Source organism: Brevibacillus sp. 7WMA2 (assembly GCF_010748895.1).
Lineage (GTDB): Bacteria > Bacillota > Bacilli > Brevibacillales > Brevibacillaceae > Brevibacillus_B > Brevibacillus_B halotolerans.
Map to the genome: position 1 here is coordinate 3537254 of NZ_CP048799.1, position 19892 is coordinate 3557145.

15 protein-coding genes are annotated in these 19892 nt (G+C 43.2%); all 15 read right to left on the bottom strand.

Annotated features, from left to right (window positions below; genetic code table 11):
• Nucleotides 1-12 precede the first annotated feature (12 nt).
• The gene (locus GOP56_RS14875; protein WP_163245944.1) at nt 13-1284 is read right to left on the bottom strand and encodes a UDP-N-acetylglucosamine 1-carboxyvinyltransferase; all 1272 of its coding nucleotides are present in this window, start codon (nt 1282-1284) and stop codon (nt 13-15) included.
• Between the two features lie 202 nt (nt 1285-1486).
• Nucleotides 1487-2131, bottom strand: coding sequence for a fructose-6-phosphate aldolase (fsa, locus tag GOP56_RS14880; protein ID WP_003334218.1), 645 nt, complete (start codon nt 2129-2131; stop codon nt 1487-1489).
• Between the two features lie 15 nt (nt 2132-2146).
• The gene (gene fba / locus GOP56_RS14885) at nt 2147-3001 is read right to left on the bottom strand and encodes a class II fructose-1,6-bisphosphate aldolase (RefSeq protein ID WP_003334217.1); all 855 of its coding nucleotides are present in this window, start codon (nt 2999-3001) and stop codon (nt 2147-2149) included.
• 98 nt (nt 3002-3099) lie between these two features.
• A complete protein-coding gene (locus GOP56_RS14890) occupies nt 3100-3465 on the bottom strand; it encodes a response regulator (protein ID WP_003334216.1) in 366 nt (121 codons plus the stop codon).
• Nucleotides 3466-3738: 273 nt separating this feature from the next.
• Entirely contained in the window at nt 3739-5343 is a 1605-nt protein-coding gene (locus GOP56_RS14895; RefSeq protein ID WP_022586140.1) for a CTP synthase, read from the bottom strand.
• Nucleotides 5344-5578: 235 nt separating this feature from the next.
• Entirely contained in the window at nt 5579-6133 is a 555-nt protein-coding gene (gene rpoE, locus GOP56_RS14900; protein ID WP_003334213.1) for a DNA-directed RNA polymerase subunit delta, read from the bottom strand.
• Between the two features lie 305 nt (nt 6134-6438).
• A complete protein-coding gene (icmF, locus tag GOP56_RS14905) occupies nt 6439-9684 on the bottom strand; it encodes a fused isobutyryl-CoA mutase/GTPase IcmF (protein ID WP_163245945.1) in 3246 nt (1081 codons plus the stop codon).
• A gap of 32 nt (nt 9685-9716) precedes the next feature.
• Nucleotides 9717-10349, bottom strand: a complete 633-nt coding sequence (locus tag GOP56_RS14910) for a TetR/AcrR family transcriptional regulator (RefSeq protein ID WP_003334210.1) — start codon at nt 10347-10349, stop codon at nt 9717-9719.
• Nucleotides 10350-10481: 132 nt separating this feature from the next.
• Nucleotides 10482-11423, bottom strand: a complete 942-nt coding sequence (gene meaB, locus GOP56_RS14915; RefSeq protein ID WP_163245946.1) for a methylmalonyl Co-A mutase-associated GTPase MeaB — start codon at nt 11421-11423, stop codon at nt 10482-10484.
• 12 nt (nt 11424-11435) lie between these two features.
• On the bottom strand, nt 11436-12578 hold the full coding sequence (locus GOP56_RS14920; protein ID WP_003334208.1) for an acyl-CoA dehydrogenase: 1143 nt from the start codon (nt 12576-12578) through the stop codon (nt 11436-11438).
• A gap of 29 nt (nt 12579-12607) precedes the next feature.
• Entirely contained in the window at nt 12608-13750 is a 1143-nt protein-coding gene (locus GOP56_RS14925; RefSeq protein WP_163245947.1) for an acyl-CoA dehydrogenase, read from the bottom strand.
• Between the two features lie 68 nt (nt 13751-13818).
• Nucleotides 13819-14670 carry a 3-hydroxybutyryl-CoA dehydrogenase gene (locus GOP56_RS14930; RefSeq protein ID WP_003334206.1) on the bottom strand — a complete coding sequence of 284 codons (852 nt, stop codon included), beginning with the start codon at nt 14668-14670 and terminating at the stop codon, nt 13819-13821.
• Nucleotides 14671-14750: 80 nt separating this feature from the next.
• Nucleotides 14751-15938 (bottom strand): acetyl-CoA C-acetyltransferase, encoded by a 1188-nt coding sequence (locus GOP56_RS14935; RefSeq protein WP_096886457.1) that lies wholly within the window; start codon nt 15936-15938, stop codon nt 14751-14753.
• Between the two features lie 160 nt (nt 15939-16098).
• Nucleotides 16099-18183 (bottom strand): (Fe-S)-binding protein, encoded by a 2085-nt coding sequence (locus GOP56_RS14940; protein ID WP_081476715.1) that lies wholly within the window; start codon nt 18181-18183, stop codon nt 16099-16101.
• 342 nt (nt 18184-18525) lie between these two features.
• Nucleotides 18526-19890 carry a lysine 2,3-aminomutase gene (gene ablA / locus GOP56_RS14945; RefSeq protein WP_163245948.1) on the bottom strand — a complete coding sequence of 455 codons (1365 nt, stop codon included), beginning with the start codon at nt 19888-19890 and terminating at the stop codon, nt 18526-18528.
• Nucleotides 19891-19892: the final 2 nt, after the last annotated feature.

Genomic DNA, 19892 nt, shown 5'->3' on the forward strand with positions numbered 1-19892 from the left:
CGATTGTCCTCCTCATTTTTGTTCGGCTTTATACAGCTTTTCTCGCGTAACTCTGGCGCCAAGATTTTGAAGTTTCTGTACCAGATTTTCATAACCTCTATCAATATGTTCAAGTCCCTCAACTTCTGTCGTTCCTTGTGCAAGTAAGCCTGCTATCACTAAAGCGGCTCCTGCGCGCAAATCAGAAGCTACTACTTTTGCCCCCAGTAATGTAGAAGGTCCCTCCAGAACAGCGGATCGCCCTTCAATCTTTAGCGTTGCTCCCATACGTCTTAATTCATCGGCATGACGGAACCTAGCACTATATATATTATCAGTGACAATACTTGTTCCTTTTGATTGTGTTAACAGTGTGGTCATAGGTTGTTGTAAGTCAGTAGGAAATCCAGGATATGGACTAGTTTTAATGTCGACTGCACGATAGTTTTTATGTCCGATAACCCGGATTGTATCGTCACCTTCGATTATTTCCACTCCTATTTCACGAAGCTTGGCTGTAACGGGCTCCATATGCTTCGATATAACATTTTCTAACGTCACATCTCCACCGGTTGCAGCAGCAGCAATCATATATGTTCCTGCTTCGATACGGTCTGGTATTATAGTATGTCGGCAACCGCGCAATTTGTCTACACCTTGAATACGAATTACATCTGTTCCCGCGCCAGAAATCTTAGCACCCATATTGTTTAACAACGTGGCGACATCCACGATCTCTGGCTCATGTGCAGCGTTTTCAATTGTTGTGATTCCTTCCGCATAAACCGCTGCCAGCATGATGTTAATGGTAGCGCCTACACTTACTACATCCATATAAATACGTGCGCCCTTCAAACTCTCCGCACGAATAATCATAACACCTTTTCGATTTTCAACAACTGCACCAAGGGCTTCAAAGCCTTTTATATGCAAATCAACCGGTCTTGGTCCTAAATCACAGCCACCAGGCAATCCAATTTGGGCTTCCTTAAACTTGCCTAGTAGTGCGCCCCATAAGTAATAGGAAGCACGTAATTTTTTCACCTTACCATTAGGCATGAATGTTTCTCTAATAGGACGCCCATCAATTTCTATCCAATCGTCCTCAAACAAAACATCTGCGCCCATCTCCCGAAGGAGCTCTACATATACTTCCACATCCTCAATATGCGGTAAATTCTCAATGACAACTGGTCCATCAGCGAGAATCGCAGCCGGAATTAATGCCACAGCACTATTCTTCGCACCGCTAATCCCTACTTTTCCACACAGTGGGACTCCACCCTGTATTAGCAATTTATCCATACATTTAATCTCCCTAAATGATGTTCTTGCACCTATTCAGAATATACCCTCTATTGCAGTTAGTCTAGTCTTTCATGCTTTACAGTCTGTAATCACCTTATGATTATTAAAATTTAATGGGCAAAAAGAGAAAACGAGGATGAAAGAGGTCATTACGGTAAAGAAGCACCTTCTCCACTGGAAAAGGTGCTCTTCGGTTTAGTTACTTTTGCATACTTTCCCAATCGGCAAGGAATTTCTCAATTCCGCTGCTTGTTAAGGGATGCTGCAAGAGTTGTTTAAATACTTTATGAGGAATGGTGGCAATATCCGCCCCAAGCTTTGCAGCCTCCGTCACATGTAGAGGGTGACGAATACTTGCTGCAATAATTTCCGTTTCTATGTCATGGACAGCAAAGATTTCTGTGATGTCTGCGATGAGTTGCATGCCGTCGTAACCAATATCATCCAGTCTGCCAAGGAACGGAGACACATAAGTAGCTCCTGCTCTTGCAGCCATCAATGCTTGGTTCGCGTTAAAAACTAATGTTACATTGGTTTTAATTTTGCGTTTTGAGAAAATCTTTACAGCTTTAAGTCCTTCTTCTGTCATCGGCACCTTAATGACGATGTTTTTTGATAGACTAGCCAGCTTTTCCCCTTCTTCGATCATACCTTTTGCATCAATGCTAATAACCTCTGCACTGATAGGACCATCTACAATATCAAGAATCTCTTTTAATGTTTCGATGAAATCGCGGCCTTCTTTAGCTACTAGAGACGGATTGGTGGTTACGCCGGATACGACTCCCCACTCATGAATCTCTCGAATTTCATCAACATTCGCTGTGTCTATGAAGAAACGCATGGGTACCCTCCTGAATTAGACGCGGTTATTACTTCCGAACAAACGAATTTTCTCGATAACAGTTTGCTTGATTGCCTCACGAGCAGGACCCATGTATTTACGAGGATCGATTTCGTTAGGTTTCTCAGCTAGCACTTTACGAATTGCAGCTGTGCAAGCCACTTGGTTTTCAGTGTTTACGTTGATTTTACCAGCACCGCTCAAGATAGCTTGACGGATCGCTTCGTCTGGCACACCAGATCCACCGTGCAATACGATTGGAGCACCAATGTTTTTCACTACCTCTTCGATAATATCGAAATGGATTTTTGGTTCACCTTTGTACATACCATGAGCAGTACCTACAGCAATAGCTAGGTAGTCAACTTTAGTCTCTTCCCAGAAACGAATTGCTTCTTCTGGTTTTGCCAAGCTAGCATCTTCTTCAGCTACTTGTAGATCGTCTTCTACTCCGCCAATTGTACCTAGCTCACCCTCAACAGATACGCCTACAGCGTGGGCAGCTTCTACAACTTGTTTAGTCAAACGGATGTTATCTTCGAAGGAATGGTGGGAACCATCGAACATAACAGAAGAGAATCCAGCTTGGATACATTTCATAACAACATCAAAGTTGCTACCATGATCCAAGTGTAGCGCAATTGGTACGCCAGCAGTTTTAGCAGCGGCTTTAGCCATTGCTACTGTATACTCAATACCCATATAACGCATAGCACCTTCTGAAACTCCGAAAATTACAGGGGATTTCTCCTCTTTTGCTGCTTCGGTAATTGCTTGCGTAAATTCTAGGTTGTTCAAATTGAATTGTCCAACAGCATACTTATTTTTCTTTGCGTCCTCAATAAAGGCGGTCATAGGTACTAATTGCATTTCGGTATGTCCTCCTAATCCTAACTCTCTGTATTTCACTACTTGCAATACGGGGTTATTATACCACAACGACGCCTTTATTAACAGAGAACTTGTGACTAACTGACTAATTGTTGATTGACTACACAGCGTAACTCATCAATATCAAAAGGTTTGGTAAAATGAGTAAGCGCTCCCAGTTGTGTAGCTTCCTTGATCATATCTAATTCTCCATACGCGGTCATCATAATGACTTTAATATCTTTGTTTATCTTTTTAATGTGTTTTAAAATTTCTATACCGTCCATTCCGGGAATCTTCATATCTAAAATAACGAGATCTGGAGACTCATTTTCGACGATTTCGAGTGCTTGCTTGCCGTTAGCCGCCTGGAAAGTGCAGTATCCTTCCTTACCCAATACCTCATACAGTAGGATGCGGATGCCGTACTGGTCATCCACGACTAGTACCTTCTTGTCCTGCATATTACTTCCCCCTCGTTCCTTTGCTTGTAATTACTAAAATACGCCTTGCCGATCGGAAATCCTGCCACATTCCATCTTTATTTTTCCAGTAGCTTGTAGCAAGGTTTTAAATTACATAAATTCCCACAATTTCGTTACTTTTAACATTGCTCACGGTTTTGTCATGATGGAAGCTCTTCTCTTGCTACAGCAGGCTTTCTAGCTTCTAACAAAAAAAGACTGTCGAGAAACTCGACAGCCTTTGGCTATTTTTAAGCTATTGGTATTCTTTACTTATGATTGATGAGAGTGCAAAGCAGCTTTCACGAATTCACGGAATAACGGCTGAGGACGATTCGGACGAGAAGTAAATTCTGGATGGAACTGCGCAGCTAAGAACCATGGATGATCCTTTAACTCAACCATCTCTACTAATTTACCGTCTGGTGTCGTACCGGAAATCACCAAGCCTGCTTTTTCGAGTTGATCACGGTATTCATTATTTACTTCATAACGATGGCGGTGGCGCTCATAAATCAATGTGCTGCCATACGCTTGTGCTGCCATTGTACCTTCTTTTGCTTTAGTTGGTCCAAGGCCAAGACGCATAGTGCCGCCTTTATCCTCAATATCCTTCTGTTCAGGCAATAGATCAATAACAGGATAGCTAGTGGAAGGATCAATTTCTGAGCTGTTCGCACCAGCTAGGTTTAGCATATGACGAGCATATTCAATAACTGCCACTTGCATCCCTAAGCAAATTCCAAAGAATGGAACCTTGTTCTCACGTGCGAAGCGAGTTGCAGCAATCTTCCCTTCAATTCCACGATCCCCAAAACCACCTGGAACTAAGATACCATGAACATCACCTAAAACTTCAGCTACATTTTCATCTGTAACCTCTTCAGAATTAACCCATTTGATTTCAATATCGGTATCATTAGCAAACCCGGCATGGTAAAGTGCTTCAGCTACTGACAGGTAAGCGTCATGTAACTCAACATATTTACCTACAATCGCAATACGGGTTCTATGCTGTAAGCTCTTCACCTTATCAACAAGTACACTCCACTCTGTCATATCTGCCTGAGGGCAAGACAGTCCAAAGTGTTTGCATACATAATCATCTAAGCCTTGCTCTTGCAGCATTAGTGGCACTTCATACAACGTATCTGCATCGCGGCACTCAATTACAGCATTTTTATCAATATCGCAGAATAGAGCAAGCTTGTCCTTCATATCTTGAGACAGCGGCTGTTCTGTTCTTGTGACGATCACATTTGGCTGAATTCCCAAGCTACGTAATTCTTTTACGCTATGCTGCGTTGGCTTTGTTTTCATTTCACCGGCTGCACGAATGTACGGAATCAAGGTTACGTGGATATACATGACGTTAGAGACACCTACATCACTCTTGATTTGGCGAATTGCTTCAAGGAAAGGCAAGCTCTCGATGTCCCCTACTGTTCCACCAATTTCCGTGATAACAACATCTGCATTCGTTTCACGACCAGCACGGAATACTCGCTCTTTAATTTCATTTGTGATATGCGGAATAACTTGTACAGTTCCACCCAAGTAATCTCCACGACGTTCTTTACTAATAACACTAGAATAAATCTTACCGGTTGTTACATTGGAATTAGCGCTTAGGTTAATATCAATAAAGCGCTCATAGTGACCAAGATCCAAATCGGTTTCTGCACCATCATCCGTTACAAAAACCTCACCATGTTGAAATGGACTCATTGTTCCTGGGTCAACATTGATATATGGATCAAATTTTTGAATAGTAACCTTGCATCCTCTGTTTTTTAGCAACCGTCCTAGTGAAGCAGCTGTAATCCCTTTACCTAGCGAGGAAACGACCCCACCTGTAACAAATATATACTTCGCCATATCGCCTACGTCCCCTCTTTTCCCTTATTTCAACATTTTTGATGAACAGTTATTAAGTAGGGTGCTACAAAAAGAAAAAACAAAAGCGGGGTCCTATCCCAACATCTCTGCTGAATAGGGGCGCTTTTGTTTGTTATTCTTTCATATATGACAAATCTTCATGTGAAGCCCAAAAAGTATTTTATAATGGGCTGAAATGAAAGTCAAGGACAAAGTCGTTAAAGTCGATAGATCCTTACTTATCAAGATCAGGATCTTCTTCGTCTTCTTCCTCGGTTTCTTCGTCATCTTCAAAAAGATCCTCATCTTCTAGATCTTCTTCGTCTTCATCGATGTCTTCAATGTCTTCCTCTGAATCAACATCGTCCTCATCAACAAATTCTTCCTCTTCTTCTTCAAACAGGGCGATATCATCTTCCTCTTCAAATACTTCAGCAACATCATCGTCTTCCATATCGAAGTCTTCAAAGTCGTCAACAACAGCAGATTTTTTCTTTTTAACTCCGCCTTCTTGGCTCTCTTCAACTGCTTCCGTTGCATACCAACGTTTTAATCCCCATGTATTCTCACCAATACATACATAACGACCATCAATATTTACTTCTGTATACACTTGAGCAATGACAGCCATCAATTGCTCTTCTGTCAGCTTACGCAAGATAGCAATTTCATTCATAAGTTCACGGAAATTATAAGGGCGATTTGTTTCTCTTAGGATTTCATAAGCGATATCAACCATCGCCATCTCTTGCAACTTCTCTTCATTATATTGCTGAAGTAATTTACTCAAGCAAGGCACGTCCTTTCAAACAAAACTTGACTATCATACAGTATTCCCTATTTTATCCGAAAATGCAAGTGATTCAAACCCTATGGAAAGAAAAGCTTTTTTCGGCTCCATATCTTATCTGTAACCCATGTCTTGCTGTCATTATATTTCACACTACGATTCCTCACAAGCTGCCTTGCTGAGAGCTTACAAAAAGGTGGGGATTGCTTGGGCTTTTGTCACAAATAGACGTCTTTAAAATGGCAAACGAATGAAGCAAAAGAAATACCCCAGAGGAAATGTTACCAGCTGGGGTATAATCCATCTTACATATTGCGTCGATATTGTCCTCCCACTTCATACAATGCTGCTGTAATTTGACCAAGAGAAGCCACTTTAACCGACTCCATCAATTCAGCAAATATATTTCCGCCTGTTAATGCAACCTCCTGTAGCTTTTTCAATGCCTCAGGAATCTGTTGAGCATGTCTTTGCTGGAAGGCACGCACATTATCGATTTGTTGTTGCTTTTCTGCATCTGTAGCCCTTGCAAGCTCAATTTCATAATCATCCTCAGAAGCGTTTGGATTTAGGAAGGTATTAACTCCAATGATCGGCAAATCTCCAGAATGTTTCCGCATCTCATAATACATCGACTCATCCTGAATTTTCCCGCGTTGATATTGTGTTTCCATGGCTCCGAGGACCCCACCCCGTATACTTAACCGTTCAAATTCCTGCAATACAGCTTCTTCTACTAAGTCAGTCAGTTCTTCAATGATAAAAGCACCCTGCAACGGGTTTTCATTTTTGGCCAACCCTAATTCTTTATTAATAATCATTTGGATGGCCATTGCCCTGCGCACTGAATTTTCGGTAGGTGTGGTGATGGCTTCATCATAAGCATTGGTGTGCAAAGAATTGCAGTTATCGTAAATGGCAATCAGGGCTTGTAGCGTAGTACGTATATCATTAAAGTCCATTTCTTGGGCATGAAGAGAACGCCCAGATGTTTGGATGTGATACTTTAGCTTTTGGCTACGCTCATTAGCACCATAACGATTCTTCATAGTGATTGCCCAAATCCTGCGTGCTACCCGTCCTATTACCGTATATTCAGGATCAAGTCCATTAGAGAAGAAGAAGGACAAATTATGAGCAAATTCGTCAATTTTCATGCCACGGCTTAAATAATACTCTACATACGTAAATCCATTGGCAAGGGTAAAAGCTAATTGTGTAATCGGGTTCGCTCCTGCTTCAGCTATATGGTAGCCTGAGATAGAAACCGAATAGTAATTACGCACTTTATTTTCAATAAAATAGGCCTGGATATCTCCCATCATGCGAAGTGCGAACTCCGTAGAGAAAATGCAGGTGTTTTGCCCCTGATCTTCTTTTAAAATATCAGCTTGCACTGTTCCCCGTACGTTTGATAAGGTAAAGGCTTTAATTTGCAAATATTCTTCTTTAGAAGGTTGGCGCCCTTCTCTTTCTACGTAATTCTCTACCTGTTGTTCGATAGCCGTATTTAAAAACATAGCCAAAATCATTGGTGCAGGTCCGTTGATTGTCATGGAAACAGAAGTGGAAGGGGCACAAAGATCAAAGCCCGCATACAGCTTTTTCATATCATCCAACGTACATACACTCACCCCACTGGTTCCGATCTTCCCATAAATGTCAGGTCGCTCGTGAGGGTCTTGACCATATAAGGTCACACTATCAAATGCTGTACTTAACCGTTTTGCATCATCATTTTTAGATAGGAAATGGAATCGTTTGTTCGTGCGCTCTGGCGATCCTTCTCCTGCAAATTGTCTGCGCGGATCTTCTCCTTCCCTTTTAAAGGGAAAAACACCCGCCGTATAGGGAAATTCCCCTGGGACATTCTCTTTCATCGCCCAAGATAGTAAATCCCCCCACTCATGGAAGGTTGGGGTGCTAATCTTGGGAATCCGTGATCCCGAAAGTGATGTAGAAAATAGCTTTGTCACTATTTCCTTATCGCGAATCTTCGTGATGAACTGATCCTGTTTATACAATTCCTTTTGTTTGGGCCAGTTTTCCAACCATTTTTTTAATTCGGGATGCAATTTCTCTTCAAATTCTGCAATTTGAGAGGTTAATTGAGCAAGCACGGCTTCGTCTGCCCCCTGCTCTGCTAAAACTTTGTATGCTCCATCTAGCTGATACAGTTTACGCGCATAACCTGCCTGCTCTTCACTAAACTTGTGATAATTCCGCACCGTATTAGCTATGTCCTGAAGATAGGTAATTTTTTCAGACGGGATAAGCGGCGGCTTATGGGCTAAAATGGGCGTTGGGTCTAGATGCTCAACGTCCCAGTCAAGCCGCTTTTTCTGAACGACCGCTCGCATCAGAGCCGCAAAAAGAGCATTGGTTCCTGGATCGTTAAATTGACTTGCAATCGTGCCATAAATCGGTAGCTGTTCATCTTCTACGTCAAATAATTGATGATTGCGACGGTACTGCTTTCTCACTTCTCGTAAAGCATCCTCTGAGCCTTTACGCTCAAATTTATTAATGGACACCAATTCAGCAAAATCAAGCATATCAATTTTTTCTAGCTGAGAAGGCGCACCAAACTCACTCGTCATCACATACAGTGACAAATCACAAAGCTCACTAATGCGAGCATCTCCTTGTCCAATCCCGCTTGTTTCCACGATGACTAGATCAAAGCAGGCTGCCTTAGCTACCTGAATCGCATCTTGCAGGGCAAGAGACAGCTCTGATCCAGATTGTCTAGTCGCTAAACTACGCATATAAACACGGGATGTGTTATTTGCGTTCATCCGAATGCGGTCACCCAGAAGAGCTCCGCCTGTTTTCTGTTTAGACGGATCTATCGACAGAATAGCAATGGTTTTGTCAGGGTACGTATATAAAAAACGACGAACTAACTCATCTGTTAACGAGCTTTTCCCTGCTCCACCTGTGCCTGTAATACCCACGACCGGCACATTATTAGTGAAACCAGCTAGCGTATCTCTAACCTGCATGAACCATTTCTTATCAGTCACATCATACTCTGCCAGTGTAATCAGACGAGCAACCGCTTGAATATTCTTTTCCTGTAACAACTCCACTTCCGCTTGCAGGGAAGCTACTGTCGGAAAGTCACATTCTCGAATCATCAGGTTAATCATGCCTTGAAGCCCAAGTTCCCTGCCGTCATCTGGTGAAAACAGCTTAGCTACACCATATTCCTCCAATTCGCGAATTTCACGGGGGACGATAACGCCACCACCTCCGCCATACACGCGAATATGATCGGCACCACGCTCTTGTAGCAAATCAATGATATATTTAAAAAACTCGACATGCCCACCTTGATATGAGCTAATGGCGATTCCCTGAACATCCTCCTGAATGGCAGCATCGACAATCTCCATGACAGAGCGGTTGTGACCTAGATGAATCACTTCCGCTCCAGAGGATTGCAAAATTCGACGCATAATATTTATGGAAGCATCATGTCCGTCATAGAGACTCGCTGCTGTTACAAAACGTACTTTATTTGTCGGACGATAGACCTCTGTTATCACCTTGACAGCCTCCCCTTATCTATGGGATGGCTCTATTCGTGTCCGCTGATATCCCGCAGAAGCAATTCAGTCTGTTTCTCGATGTATTCGTCCAAGGTATAGCTTTTGCCAAGTGTCCAGCGTCGGAACACCCACATTTCCGCTAGTACCATGATGTTGTTAGCCATAAGCTTCACATAGCGCTCATCAGTCCGAATGGAACCATCTTCCATTCCCTTATGCAGAATCTCTTCAAAAATCCCTGTGATAGACTCTTCTCGACGTAACACATACGTCATCGCTTCATGTGGCAACGACTTGGTTTCTTGATAGATTAATAGCACACGATCGTTCACCTGATCCATAACGCGAATTAGGCTTTTCAACGCGAGCTTAAGGCTTTTGAGACCAGAACCATTGTAGGTAATCGCTTCACGCAGTCTTTCTTCCATTTCATTATGAATAGAGTCGCAAACCAAATATAAAATATCCTCTTTGGACTCAATGTACTCATATAGCGTTCCAATGCTAAAGCCAGAGGCACGAGCAATTTCCCGCGTAGTCGTTTTGTGGAAACCTTTGTGTATAAATAGGTCAACGGCCGCTTCAATGATTTGTTCACGCCGTTTTTCGATTAGTTTTGGGTCCTTCACCAAGGACGGGATTACTTTCTTACGTTCTTGCACGAAATAAGCCACCTTTCACCAATTTGACTAAACGTCTCTGGTTTCTCCCCATTATACTAATCCACAATTTATGCTACAATCCTCTTTTTGCGGCTAATCGTGCCAGACTTGTAACAAAAACGCCACCATAAGTTATCGTTGTAAAAAAATACGTACCATTTTTTCTGCTGCGTGATAAGGGTCTACCCTTCTGTTCGCTACCTCAACTAACTCGTCAGCAAATGCTCCCTGTTCCATTCTTTGTAGCATGACACGAGAAAGATTTTGGTTCACTAACTCTATTACCTCTTCATGTAAGTGATATGATCTGCGCTTCTCCCCTTCACCCGATTCCATCAGAAACCTCTTATGTGCAAGGATAGCTTGCCACAAATCAGGTATCCCCACTCGGTCAGTTGCAATTGTACGAATTAGAGGAGGTTGCCAGCTTACATCATGCTTTACAATCTCTATCATCTGTTCAATCTCTGTGAGTAATTTATCCAGACCAGGCAAATCTGCTTTGTTAATGACAAAAAGATCGGCAATTTCCATAATGCCAGCTTTAAATGCCTGAACAGTATCCCCACTTCCGGGATTTAGTACAACAGCGACTGTATCAACGATTTTCATAATGTCCAGCTCAGACTGTCCAACCCCGACTGTCTCAACAATAATGACTTCACAGCCATAGGCATCCAGCACACGTACTGCTTCTTTGGTATTGCGTGATAAACCACCTAAATTTCCCCGGGTTCCCATACTTCTGATAAAGACGCCTCGGTCAGGAGCATGATGCTGCATCCGAATGCGATCTCCTAGCAGGGCTCCACCGGTAAACGGACTAGTGGGGTCTACTGCAATGACCCCGACTGATATCTGCTGTGAACGTAAATAAGTAATCAATGCATCTACTAATGAACTCTTCCCTGCTCCTGGGGAACCAGTTAACCCAATCAGTCGTGCCTTACCAGTATGGGGGAAAATTTCCTGTAGCACCTGCCCCTTTTCAGGAAAGCCATCTTCAATCCAGGTAATTGCTCTGGCAGCCGCGCGAACATCTCCTGCCAGTATTCGCTTGGTTATCGGATGCAATTAGGTCAGCTCCTACTCTTTTAACAGCAGGTTGCTGATAACCACACGCTGTATTTCATTTGTTCCTTCATAAATCTGCGTAATTTTTGCATCACGCATAAATCTTTCTACTGGATATTCGCGCGTATAGCCATATCCTCCAAACACCTGCACCGCTTCTGTCGTTACTTGCATGGCAATGTCGCCGGCAAACACCTTGGACATAGCTGACGCTTTTCCATACGGCAGGCCTTTATCTTCTAACCAAGCCGCTTGATAGGTTAGCAATCGTGCCGCCTCAATCTGGGTAGCCATATCTGCCAATTTGAACTGAATGGCCTGCAGTGCAGCAATCGGTTTGCCAAATTGAATGCGTTCCTTCGCGTAGCTTAGGGCATGTTCAAACGCACCCTGAGCAATTCCTAGCGCCTGAGCGGCAATACCATTTCGTCCACCGTCTAGTGTCATCATCGCAATTTTAAAGCCTTGCCCTTCTTCGCCTAAACGATTAGCTACCGGTACACGTACATCCTCCATAATCACTTCTAATGTGAGGGAGGAACGAATTCCTAGCTTCTTCTCCTTTTTCCCCATTGAGAAGCCAGGCATATCTTTTTCTAAAAGGAAGGCTGTTACACCCTTATGTTTTAAATCAGGATTCGTTACCGCAAAAACAATATAAGTTTCAGCTTCGCCAGCATTTGTGATAAAAATTTTATTTCCATTAAGGATATAATGATCCCCATCCCGTACAGCGGTTGTACGCATTCCTGCCGAATCAGAGCCAGACCCCGCTTCAGTTAGACAGTATGCACCCATTTTCTTACCTTCTGCAAGCGGACGTAGGAAGGTTTGTTTTTGCTCTTCTGTGCCAAACTTATAGATCGGCCAGCTCGCTAAGGAGACGTGTGCAGAGAGGGTGACACCAATAGATGCATCTACTCTTGATAGCTCTTCAACAGCAAGGACATAGCTTAGGTAGTCAGCTCCAGCCCCGCCATATTTCTCATCCCACGGAATTCCCGTAAGCCCTAACTCTGCCATTTGTTCGAAGATAGAGCGGTCAAATCGCTCTTCTTCATCGCGTTCGGCCGCAGTTGGCGCTATGTGCTCCTCAGCGAATTCTCGAATCATTTTACGTAGCATTTCCTGTTCTTCATTTAGACGAAAGTCCATCTGTTCCACACTCCCTGTTTGTTGTTGTTCTATTTAGTAAGCAAATGCTTAGAAATGACTAGTTGTTGAATTTCTGATGTTCCTTCATAAATTTGCGTGATTTTTGCATCTCTGAACAAACGCTCTACTGGATATTCCCTTGTGTAGCCATATCCTCCATAAATCTGTACAGCCTCTATCGCTGCTTTCATAGCAACATCCGAGGCAAACTTTTTGGCAATGGATGCTTCCAGCCCGCATGGTTGACCTTCCTGGCGCAAAAAGGCTGCACGATATACAAGCAATCGAGCCGCCTCCACCTGCGTAGCCATATCTGCCAGCTTAAAAGCCACCGCTTGCTGATTCCCAATCGGAGAGCCAAATTGCTCACGTTCCTTCGCATATTGAATGGAATACTCTAAAGCCGCTTCAGCAATACCCAAAGCTTGGGCCGCTATACCGATTCGCCCCACGTCCAGATTAGACAAAGCTATGGCGAAGCCTCTTCCTTCCTCGCCTAGTAGATTTTCTATCGGAACAATTGCATTCTCAAAAATGAGCTCCGTTGTATTGGAGCCATGGAGTCCCATCTTCTTTTCCTTTTTTCCCACCGTAAAGCCTGGGGTATTTTTTTCTACAATAAAAGCAGAAATTCCGTGTGTTCCTTGAGTAGCATCTGTCACGGCAAATGTTATGTACGTATCTGCTTCGCCACCATTGGTTATAAAAATTTTGCTGCCATTTAATACGTAATGATCCCCTTGTCGTATAGCAGAGGTTCGAATACGTCCGGCATCAGAACCTGCTTGAGGCTCTGTCAGAGCAAATGCGCCCAGATATTCTCCACTTGCCAGCTTCGGAACATATTTTTTCTTTTGCTCCTCATTTCCGTAGTACAAAATAGGTGTCGTGCCTACAGAAGTGTGAACCGAGAGAATTACCCCTATAGTCGCACTTATTTTCGAAATCTCATGAATCGCAATTACATACGAAATAAAATCAGAATCAGAGCCGCCCCACTCTTCGGGTATTGGAATCCCCATTAAGCCTAGCTGTGCCATTTTTGTTAGTAATGGACGCGGAAATTCTTCCGTTTCTTCCATATGAGCAACAAATGGAGCAATTTCTTTTTTGGCAAAATCACTTACCATCTTTCGCATCATGAGCTGTTCTTCTGTAAAATGAAGCTCCATACACAAAATCCTTCCTTTTGTAAATTTCTCGTTGCCCCTACATATATGGCGCTCCATGCACGATCAGGTTAGGTGTACACATAGAATCCTCTTCCTGACTTGCGGCCTAACCAGCCAGCCTTTACATATTGGCGTAATAACGGACAAGGGCGATATTTGGAATCCCCGAATCCTTCATAGAGTACTTCCATAATGTAGAGACATGTATCCAATCCAATAAAATCAGCTAAGGTAATAGGTCCCATCGGATGATTCATGCCCAGCTTCATAATGTCATCCACTGCTTCCGGGGTAGCTACCCCTTCATACACACAGTAAATCGCTTCATTAATCATTGGCATTAATACACGATTTGAGATAAAACCAGGGAAGTCTTTGCAGCTAACTGGTATTTTATCCAGTCGTTTTGCCAGTTCTTCGATTGTTTGATAGACCTCGTCAGATGTTTGTAAGCCACGAATCATTTCCACTAGCTTCATCACAGGTACAGGATTCATAAAATGCATGCCGATAACCTGCTCAGGACGATTTGTAGCCGCTGCAATCTCTGTAATAGGCAAAGAGGAGGTATTGCTGGCTAGGATGGCATGCGGTTGACAAATCTCATCTAATTTTTTAAAAATTTCGGTTTTTACCTGCATATTTTCTACTACAGCTTCTATAACCACATCCGCATCCCTAGCGTTTGTAAGCTCTGTGGAAGTGGATATCTGGGAGAGAATTTTTCCCTTTGTTTCTTCAGTCAGCTTGCCCTTTTCCACTTGCCTATTTAAATTTTTCCCGATATTGCCTAAACCACGTTCTAGAAAAGACATAGATTGGTCATGTAAAATCACTTGAAATCCGGCATGTGCCGCCACCTGAGCAATTCCGCTCCCCATCTGCCCTGCGCCTATAACCATAATCGTTTGAATGCTCATGTCCCATGCTCCTTTTCTTTTGAAAAATGATGCAGCTTCGTTTAAAAACCTAAAATCCCCTATCAAATTGAAGTAGTTACTTATCTGGCTGGCTCAACACGTATTAAGATAGCATCTCCCTGAGCCGCTCCACTGCAAATCGCCGCTATGCCTAATCCACCGCCGCGTCGTTGTAATTCATGAATAAGCGTCATGATAATCCTTGCACCGCTCGCGCCGATAGGATGACCAAGTGCAATCGCACCGCCATTTACGTTCACCTTCTCTTCATCCCAGCCAACGATTTTTCCACTTGTAAGCGTGACCGCAGCGAATGCCTCGTTTACTTCAAATAAATCTATTTCCTCAAGGCTTTTTCCTGTCTTTTGCAGTAATTTTTGAATAGCAAGCCCAGGTGTAGTAGCAATATAAGGAGCCTCTGCCGCAACCTCCGCATGCCCTAGAATCGTAGCTAAAGGCTTAGCCCCTAGTTCCTTAGCTTTATGCTCTGACATAAGCACAAGCGCTCCCGCACCATCATTAAGTCCGGGTGCATTACCGGCTGTAATCGTCCCATCCTTTTTGTATACCGGTGCTAATTTAGCCAAGCCTTCTAAGGTTGTTTCCGCTCGGATCGCTTCATCCTCCATGACGAGCAGTGGGTCTCCTTTTCGTTGGGGAACTGGAACCGGAACAATTTCCTCAGCAAAATATCCTGCTTCCCTCGCTTTAGCCGCACGTTGCTGGCTGCGATAGGCCCATGCATCCTGTTCTGCTCGTGTAATGCCGTATTCTTCGGCCACATTACTCCCATGCACAGCCATAGGAACTTGATCAAATGCACATGTTAGCCCATCGTATAACACTAAATCCCTCACAAGATTATCGCCCATTCGAAAGCCATTTCTAGCTTGCGGCATTGCATAAGGAGCATTACTCATGCTCTCCATTCCGCCAGCTACTATAATCTCTGCATCCTGACAACGAATGATTTGATCCGCCATGGCAACGGAACGCATCCCGGACGCACATACCTTATTGATCGTCTCGCTTGTTACTTCCCATGGGAGACCAGCTTTTCTGGCAGCTTGCCTTGAGGGGATTTGTCCAGCACCCGCTTGCACGACCATCCCCATGATGACCTTATCAACTGATAAGGGATCAACCTTAGCTCTACTCAGCGCTTCTCTAATTGCCAATGCTCCCAGTTCTACAGCAGGCACTTCCTTTAATGCGCCATTGAACTTTCCAAAAGGTGTTCGAGCCGTTCCAACTATAACTGTGTTCAAAGCAATTCCTCCCTTTTCTTATGTATCTAATCAGTTAACATAAGTATTCATCGAGCGGTCGCTCACTTTATTATCTTTATTTTGCACATTCTATTCGCATTAGTCAATTTATTATGACAATAAGCGGCGGTCCTTTGACCACCGCTCATCCTGTTACTTCTTACAAAGCATCGGCTAAGATTTCAGCGATATCTCTCGCTTTCACTTGTTCTTCCGCCTCTTTCATTTTTAATCCATCATCCATCATCGTTAGACAGTATGGACAAGCACTTGCAATTTCTGTTGGATGAACCTCTAAGGCCTGCTCTGTGCGTGCGACATTAACACGGGTACCTTCATGTTCTTCCATCCACATCAATCCGCCACCAGCGCCACAGCACATGCTGTCACATTGGCTTCGTTTCATCTCTACAATCTCCACACCCGGAATTTGTTGCAAAATCTGGCGAGGCATATCATAGATATTGTTATATCGACCCAAATAGCATGAATCATGATACGTAATACGTTCCTTCACTTCTTTCTTCGGTGTAAGACGCCCCTCCTCGATCCATTGAACTAATAGCTCAGAATGATGATATACCTCTGCTTGCAAACCAAACTCAGGATATTCATTCTTAAAGGTATTAAACGCATGCGGATCACAGGTCACAATCTTCTTAACATCGTAGCCTTCAAATAAAGCAATGTTTTCCTGCGCTAATTGTTGAAACAGAAATTCGTTACCGATACGGCGAGCTGTGTCGCCTGAATTTTTTTCTTCATTGCCAAGAATGGCGAACTTAATGCCTGCTTCGTGCATCAGCTTAATAAAGGCATGCGTAATCTTCATACTGCGGTTATCAAAGGAACCCATAGCCCCTACCCAAAACAGATATTCAAACTCCTCTGCCGTTTTGACAGTAGGTACTGTATAGGCTTCATCCAGACCCTCCATCCATTTCATACGGTCTTTACGGTTAATTCCCCACGGGTTACCCTGGCGTTCGATATTATTTAATGCACGCTGAGCTTCTTGCGGCATGCTCCCTTCTGTCATCACGAGATAGCGGCGCATGTCAATGATTTTGTCAACATGCTCGTTCATCACGGGACACTGGTCTTCACAGTTACGACAGGTTGTACACGCCCACAGCTCCTGCTCGGTAATCACATCGCCTATCAATGCCTTATCATATACATTTTCTACAGCAGCGGCCCCTTCAGCAGTCGCTGCTACTTCACCAGCCTGCAGAGCGATTTGGTTAGCCTTTGTGTTAGGAAATGCAAAAGTAGGCATCCAAGGTGTGCGTGAAGTAACACTTGCCCCTTTCTCAGTCAAATGGTCGCGCATTTTCACGATAATATCCATAGGAGAGAGCATTTTGCCAGTTCCAGAGGCCGGACACATATTGGTACAACGTCCACACTCGACACAGGCATATAAGTCAATGAGTTGTGTTTGGGTAAAGTCCTCAATCTTCCCATTTCCGAAAACTTCCTGAGTCTCATCTTCAAAGTTAATGGTAGACAGCTTACCAGGCGGTTCTAGCTTTTTATACCAAACGTTAAAGGGAGCAAAGATCAAGTGAGCATGTTTGGATTGTGGTACATAGACAGCAAAGCTCAGCAAAACGAGCAAATGCGCCCACCAGAAAAAGAAGAATAAAGCGGCTGCCGCGGTTTCACCGATCCCTGAAAATACAAAGGCAATAGCTGACGAGAAGGGAGCAAAGATGGAGCCCTCATGGCCTAGCCATAGCTGTTCGAAAGCTAGTGAACCAAGAACGGTCACCATTAGCGAACTGATAAAGATAATAACTAAACCTGATTTCAAGCCTCGCTTTAAACGCTTTAGTTTCTCAATATACCGCCGATAATAAGCATAACCGATAGCTAAAAGGATCAGCATAGCAGTGATTTCCTGCATCAGGCTAAAGTACTTGTGGGCGCTACCAAACGGTAATTCATACCCAATAATAAGTCCCTTTAAAATAAGTTCAATGGCACCAAATTGCAAAATAATAAAGCCATAAAAGAGAACAATGTGCATAATACCGCTCTTTTTGTCTTTTAAGAGCTTCTTTTGCAAAAAAACGTTCTGAAGGATCAAGTTCAGGCGGGTCTTAAAGTCATCCTTGGTATCCGGCTTTTTTCCCAATTTGATAAACAGATACCTGCTGTACAACAAATGCGCTACAAGATATAGCCCATAAGCCAGCACAAGGAAGAAGGCAATTAAATTTAATAGTGGTAGGATTTCCATATCTTCCAGCTCCCTTTCTTTTACTTATTTTAGTTATATTTGATGGTAAATTTTTTCTTTTGTTTTATCTTATCAGAAGTATCAGAAAAAATGAATGACTATTCATTCAAAATTTACATTTCTACCCAAAAAATTTTATAAAAACAATCGCACTGCTTATCTGAGCGGTCGCTCATTTTTTCTTTTTGATCATATCATACTCATTTGTCTACCGTAAAGATCGAGTAATCAGTTAGCTACAAGCACAAAAAAGGGGCCTTCTCGCTCACTGTCATAAGTAACACTTCCATTCCTGAAGTCCTACTTAATCACCGAAAGGCGAAAGACCCTGCTCAGACATTCCTATGCCTCTTTTTCACTCATTCTAGCACGCTCTTTTTGCTTTTTCACCTCACTTTGTTCCTTACGCACATCTGCAAGTGACTTGACCTTGGTGGCCTCAATCCGTTTATTGCGCTGTAGCTCTGCTGGCTCCAAATTGTCTGCTAAATCTTCCATTAAGGCTGCAATACCTACTGCTTTTCCTCTCTCGGCCTGATAATATTCGTTGTTTGATAGATCGGGTGCCTTGTAATTTTGCGGTTCAGGGTAGGCAGTAATGACGCCTTCAAAATTACGTAGAATGACTTTGTCAGCCGATTGAGAAATGATATAGTTTGGCATTACCGGAATCTTGCCGCCACCATGCGGGGCATCTACCACAAAAGTAGGTACTGCATAGCCTGAGGTATGCCCGCGTAAGTATTCCATGATTTCTAAACCCTTAGATATTGGCGCTCGGAAATGACCGATGCCTTCTGACAGGTCACATTGATAGATATAATATGGACGTACACGGATTTTAACCAGATCTTGCATTAATTGCTTCATCGTATACGGATCGTCATTAACTCCAGCAAGAATAACCGACTGATTACCAAGCGGGACACCGGCATATGAAAGCATTTCACAAGCTCTTTTTGCTTCCTCGGTAATTTCTTTGGGATGATTAAAATGTGTATTGAGCCAAACAGGATGATATTTCTTCAGGATCTCGCACAAATTCTCCGTGATGCGTTGTGGGAAAACGACAGGTGCTCTCGTTCCAATCCGAATGATCTCCACATGAGGAATCTCCCGCAGACTTTTTATTACGTATTCCAATACTCGGTCATTAATTAGTAGAGCATCTCCACCGGACAAAAGCACATCGCGTACCTCTGGGGTGTTACGGATATAATCTAAACAGGCATCTAATTGTTTTTTAGGTACCCCCATGCCGATTTGTCCAGAAAAACGACGGCGCGTACAGTAACGACAATACATAGAGCATTGGTTTGTTACTAAAAATAAAACGCGATCGGGGTAGCGATGAGTCAGACCAGGAACAGGCGAATCCTCATCCTCATGCAACGGGTCTTCCATATCGTACTGCGTGCGAACCATTTCGTGAGATAAAGGGACAGATTGTAAACGAACTGGGTCCTTTGGATCGTTCTCATCCATTAGCAAAGCATAGTAAGGTGTGATATTTAACGGAATGGTCTGGTTGGAAATTCGTACTCCCTCTTCTTCCTCAGGAGTAAGATTAATTACCTTTTTTAAGTCATCTACGTTTTTAATCGTGTGGGTTAACTGCCACATCCAATCGTTCCATTGTTCCTCGGTTACGTCTTTCCATAATTCCACGTCCCGCCAATCACGCAATTTACGAACGGCTAATGTCATAA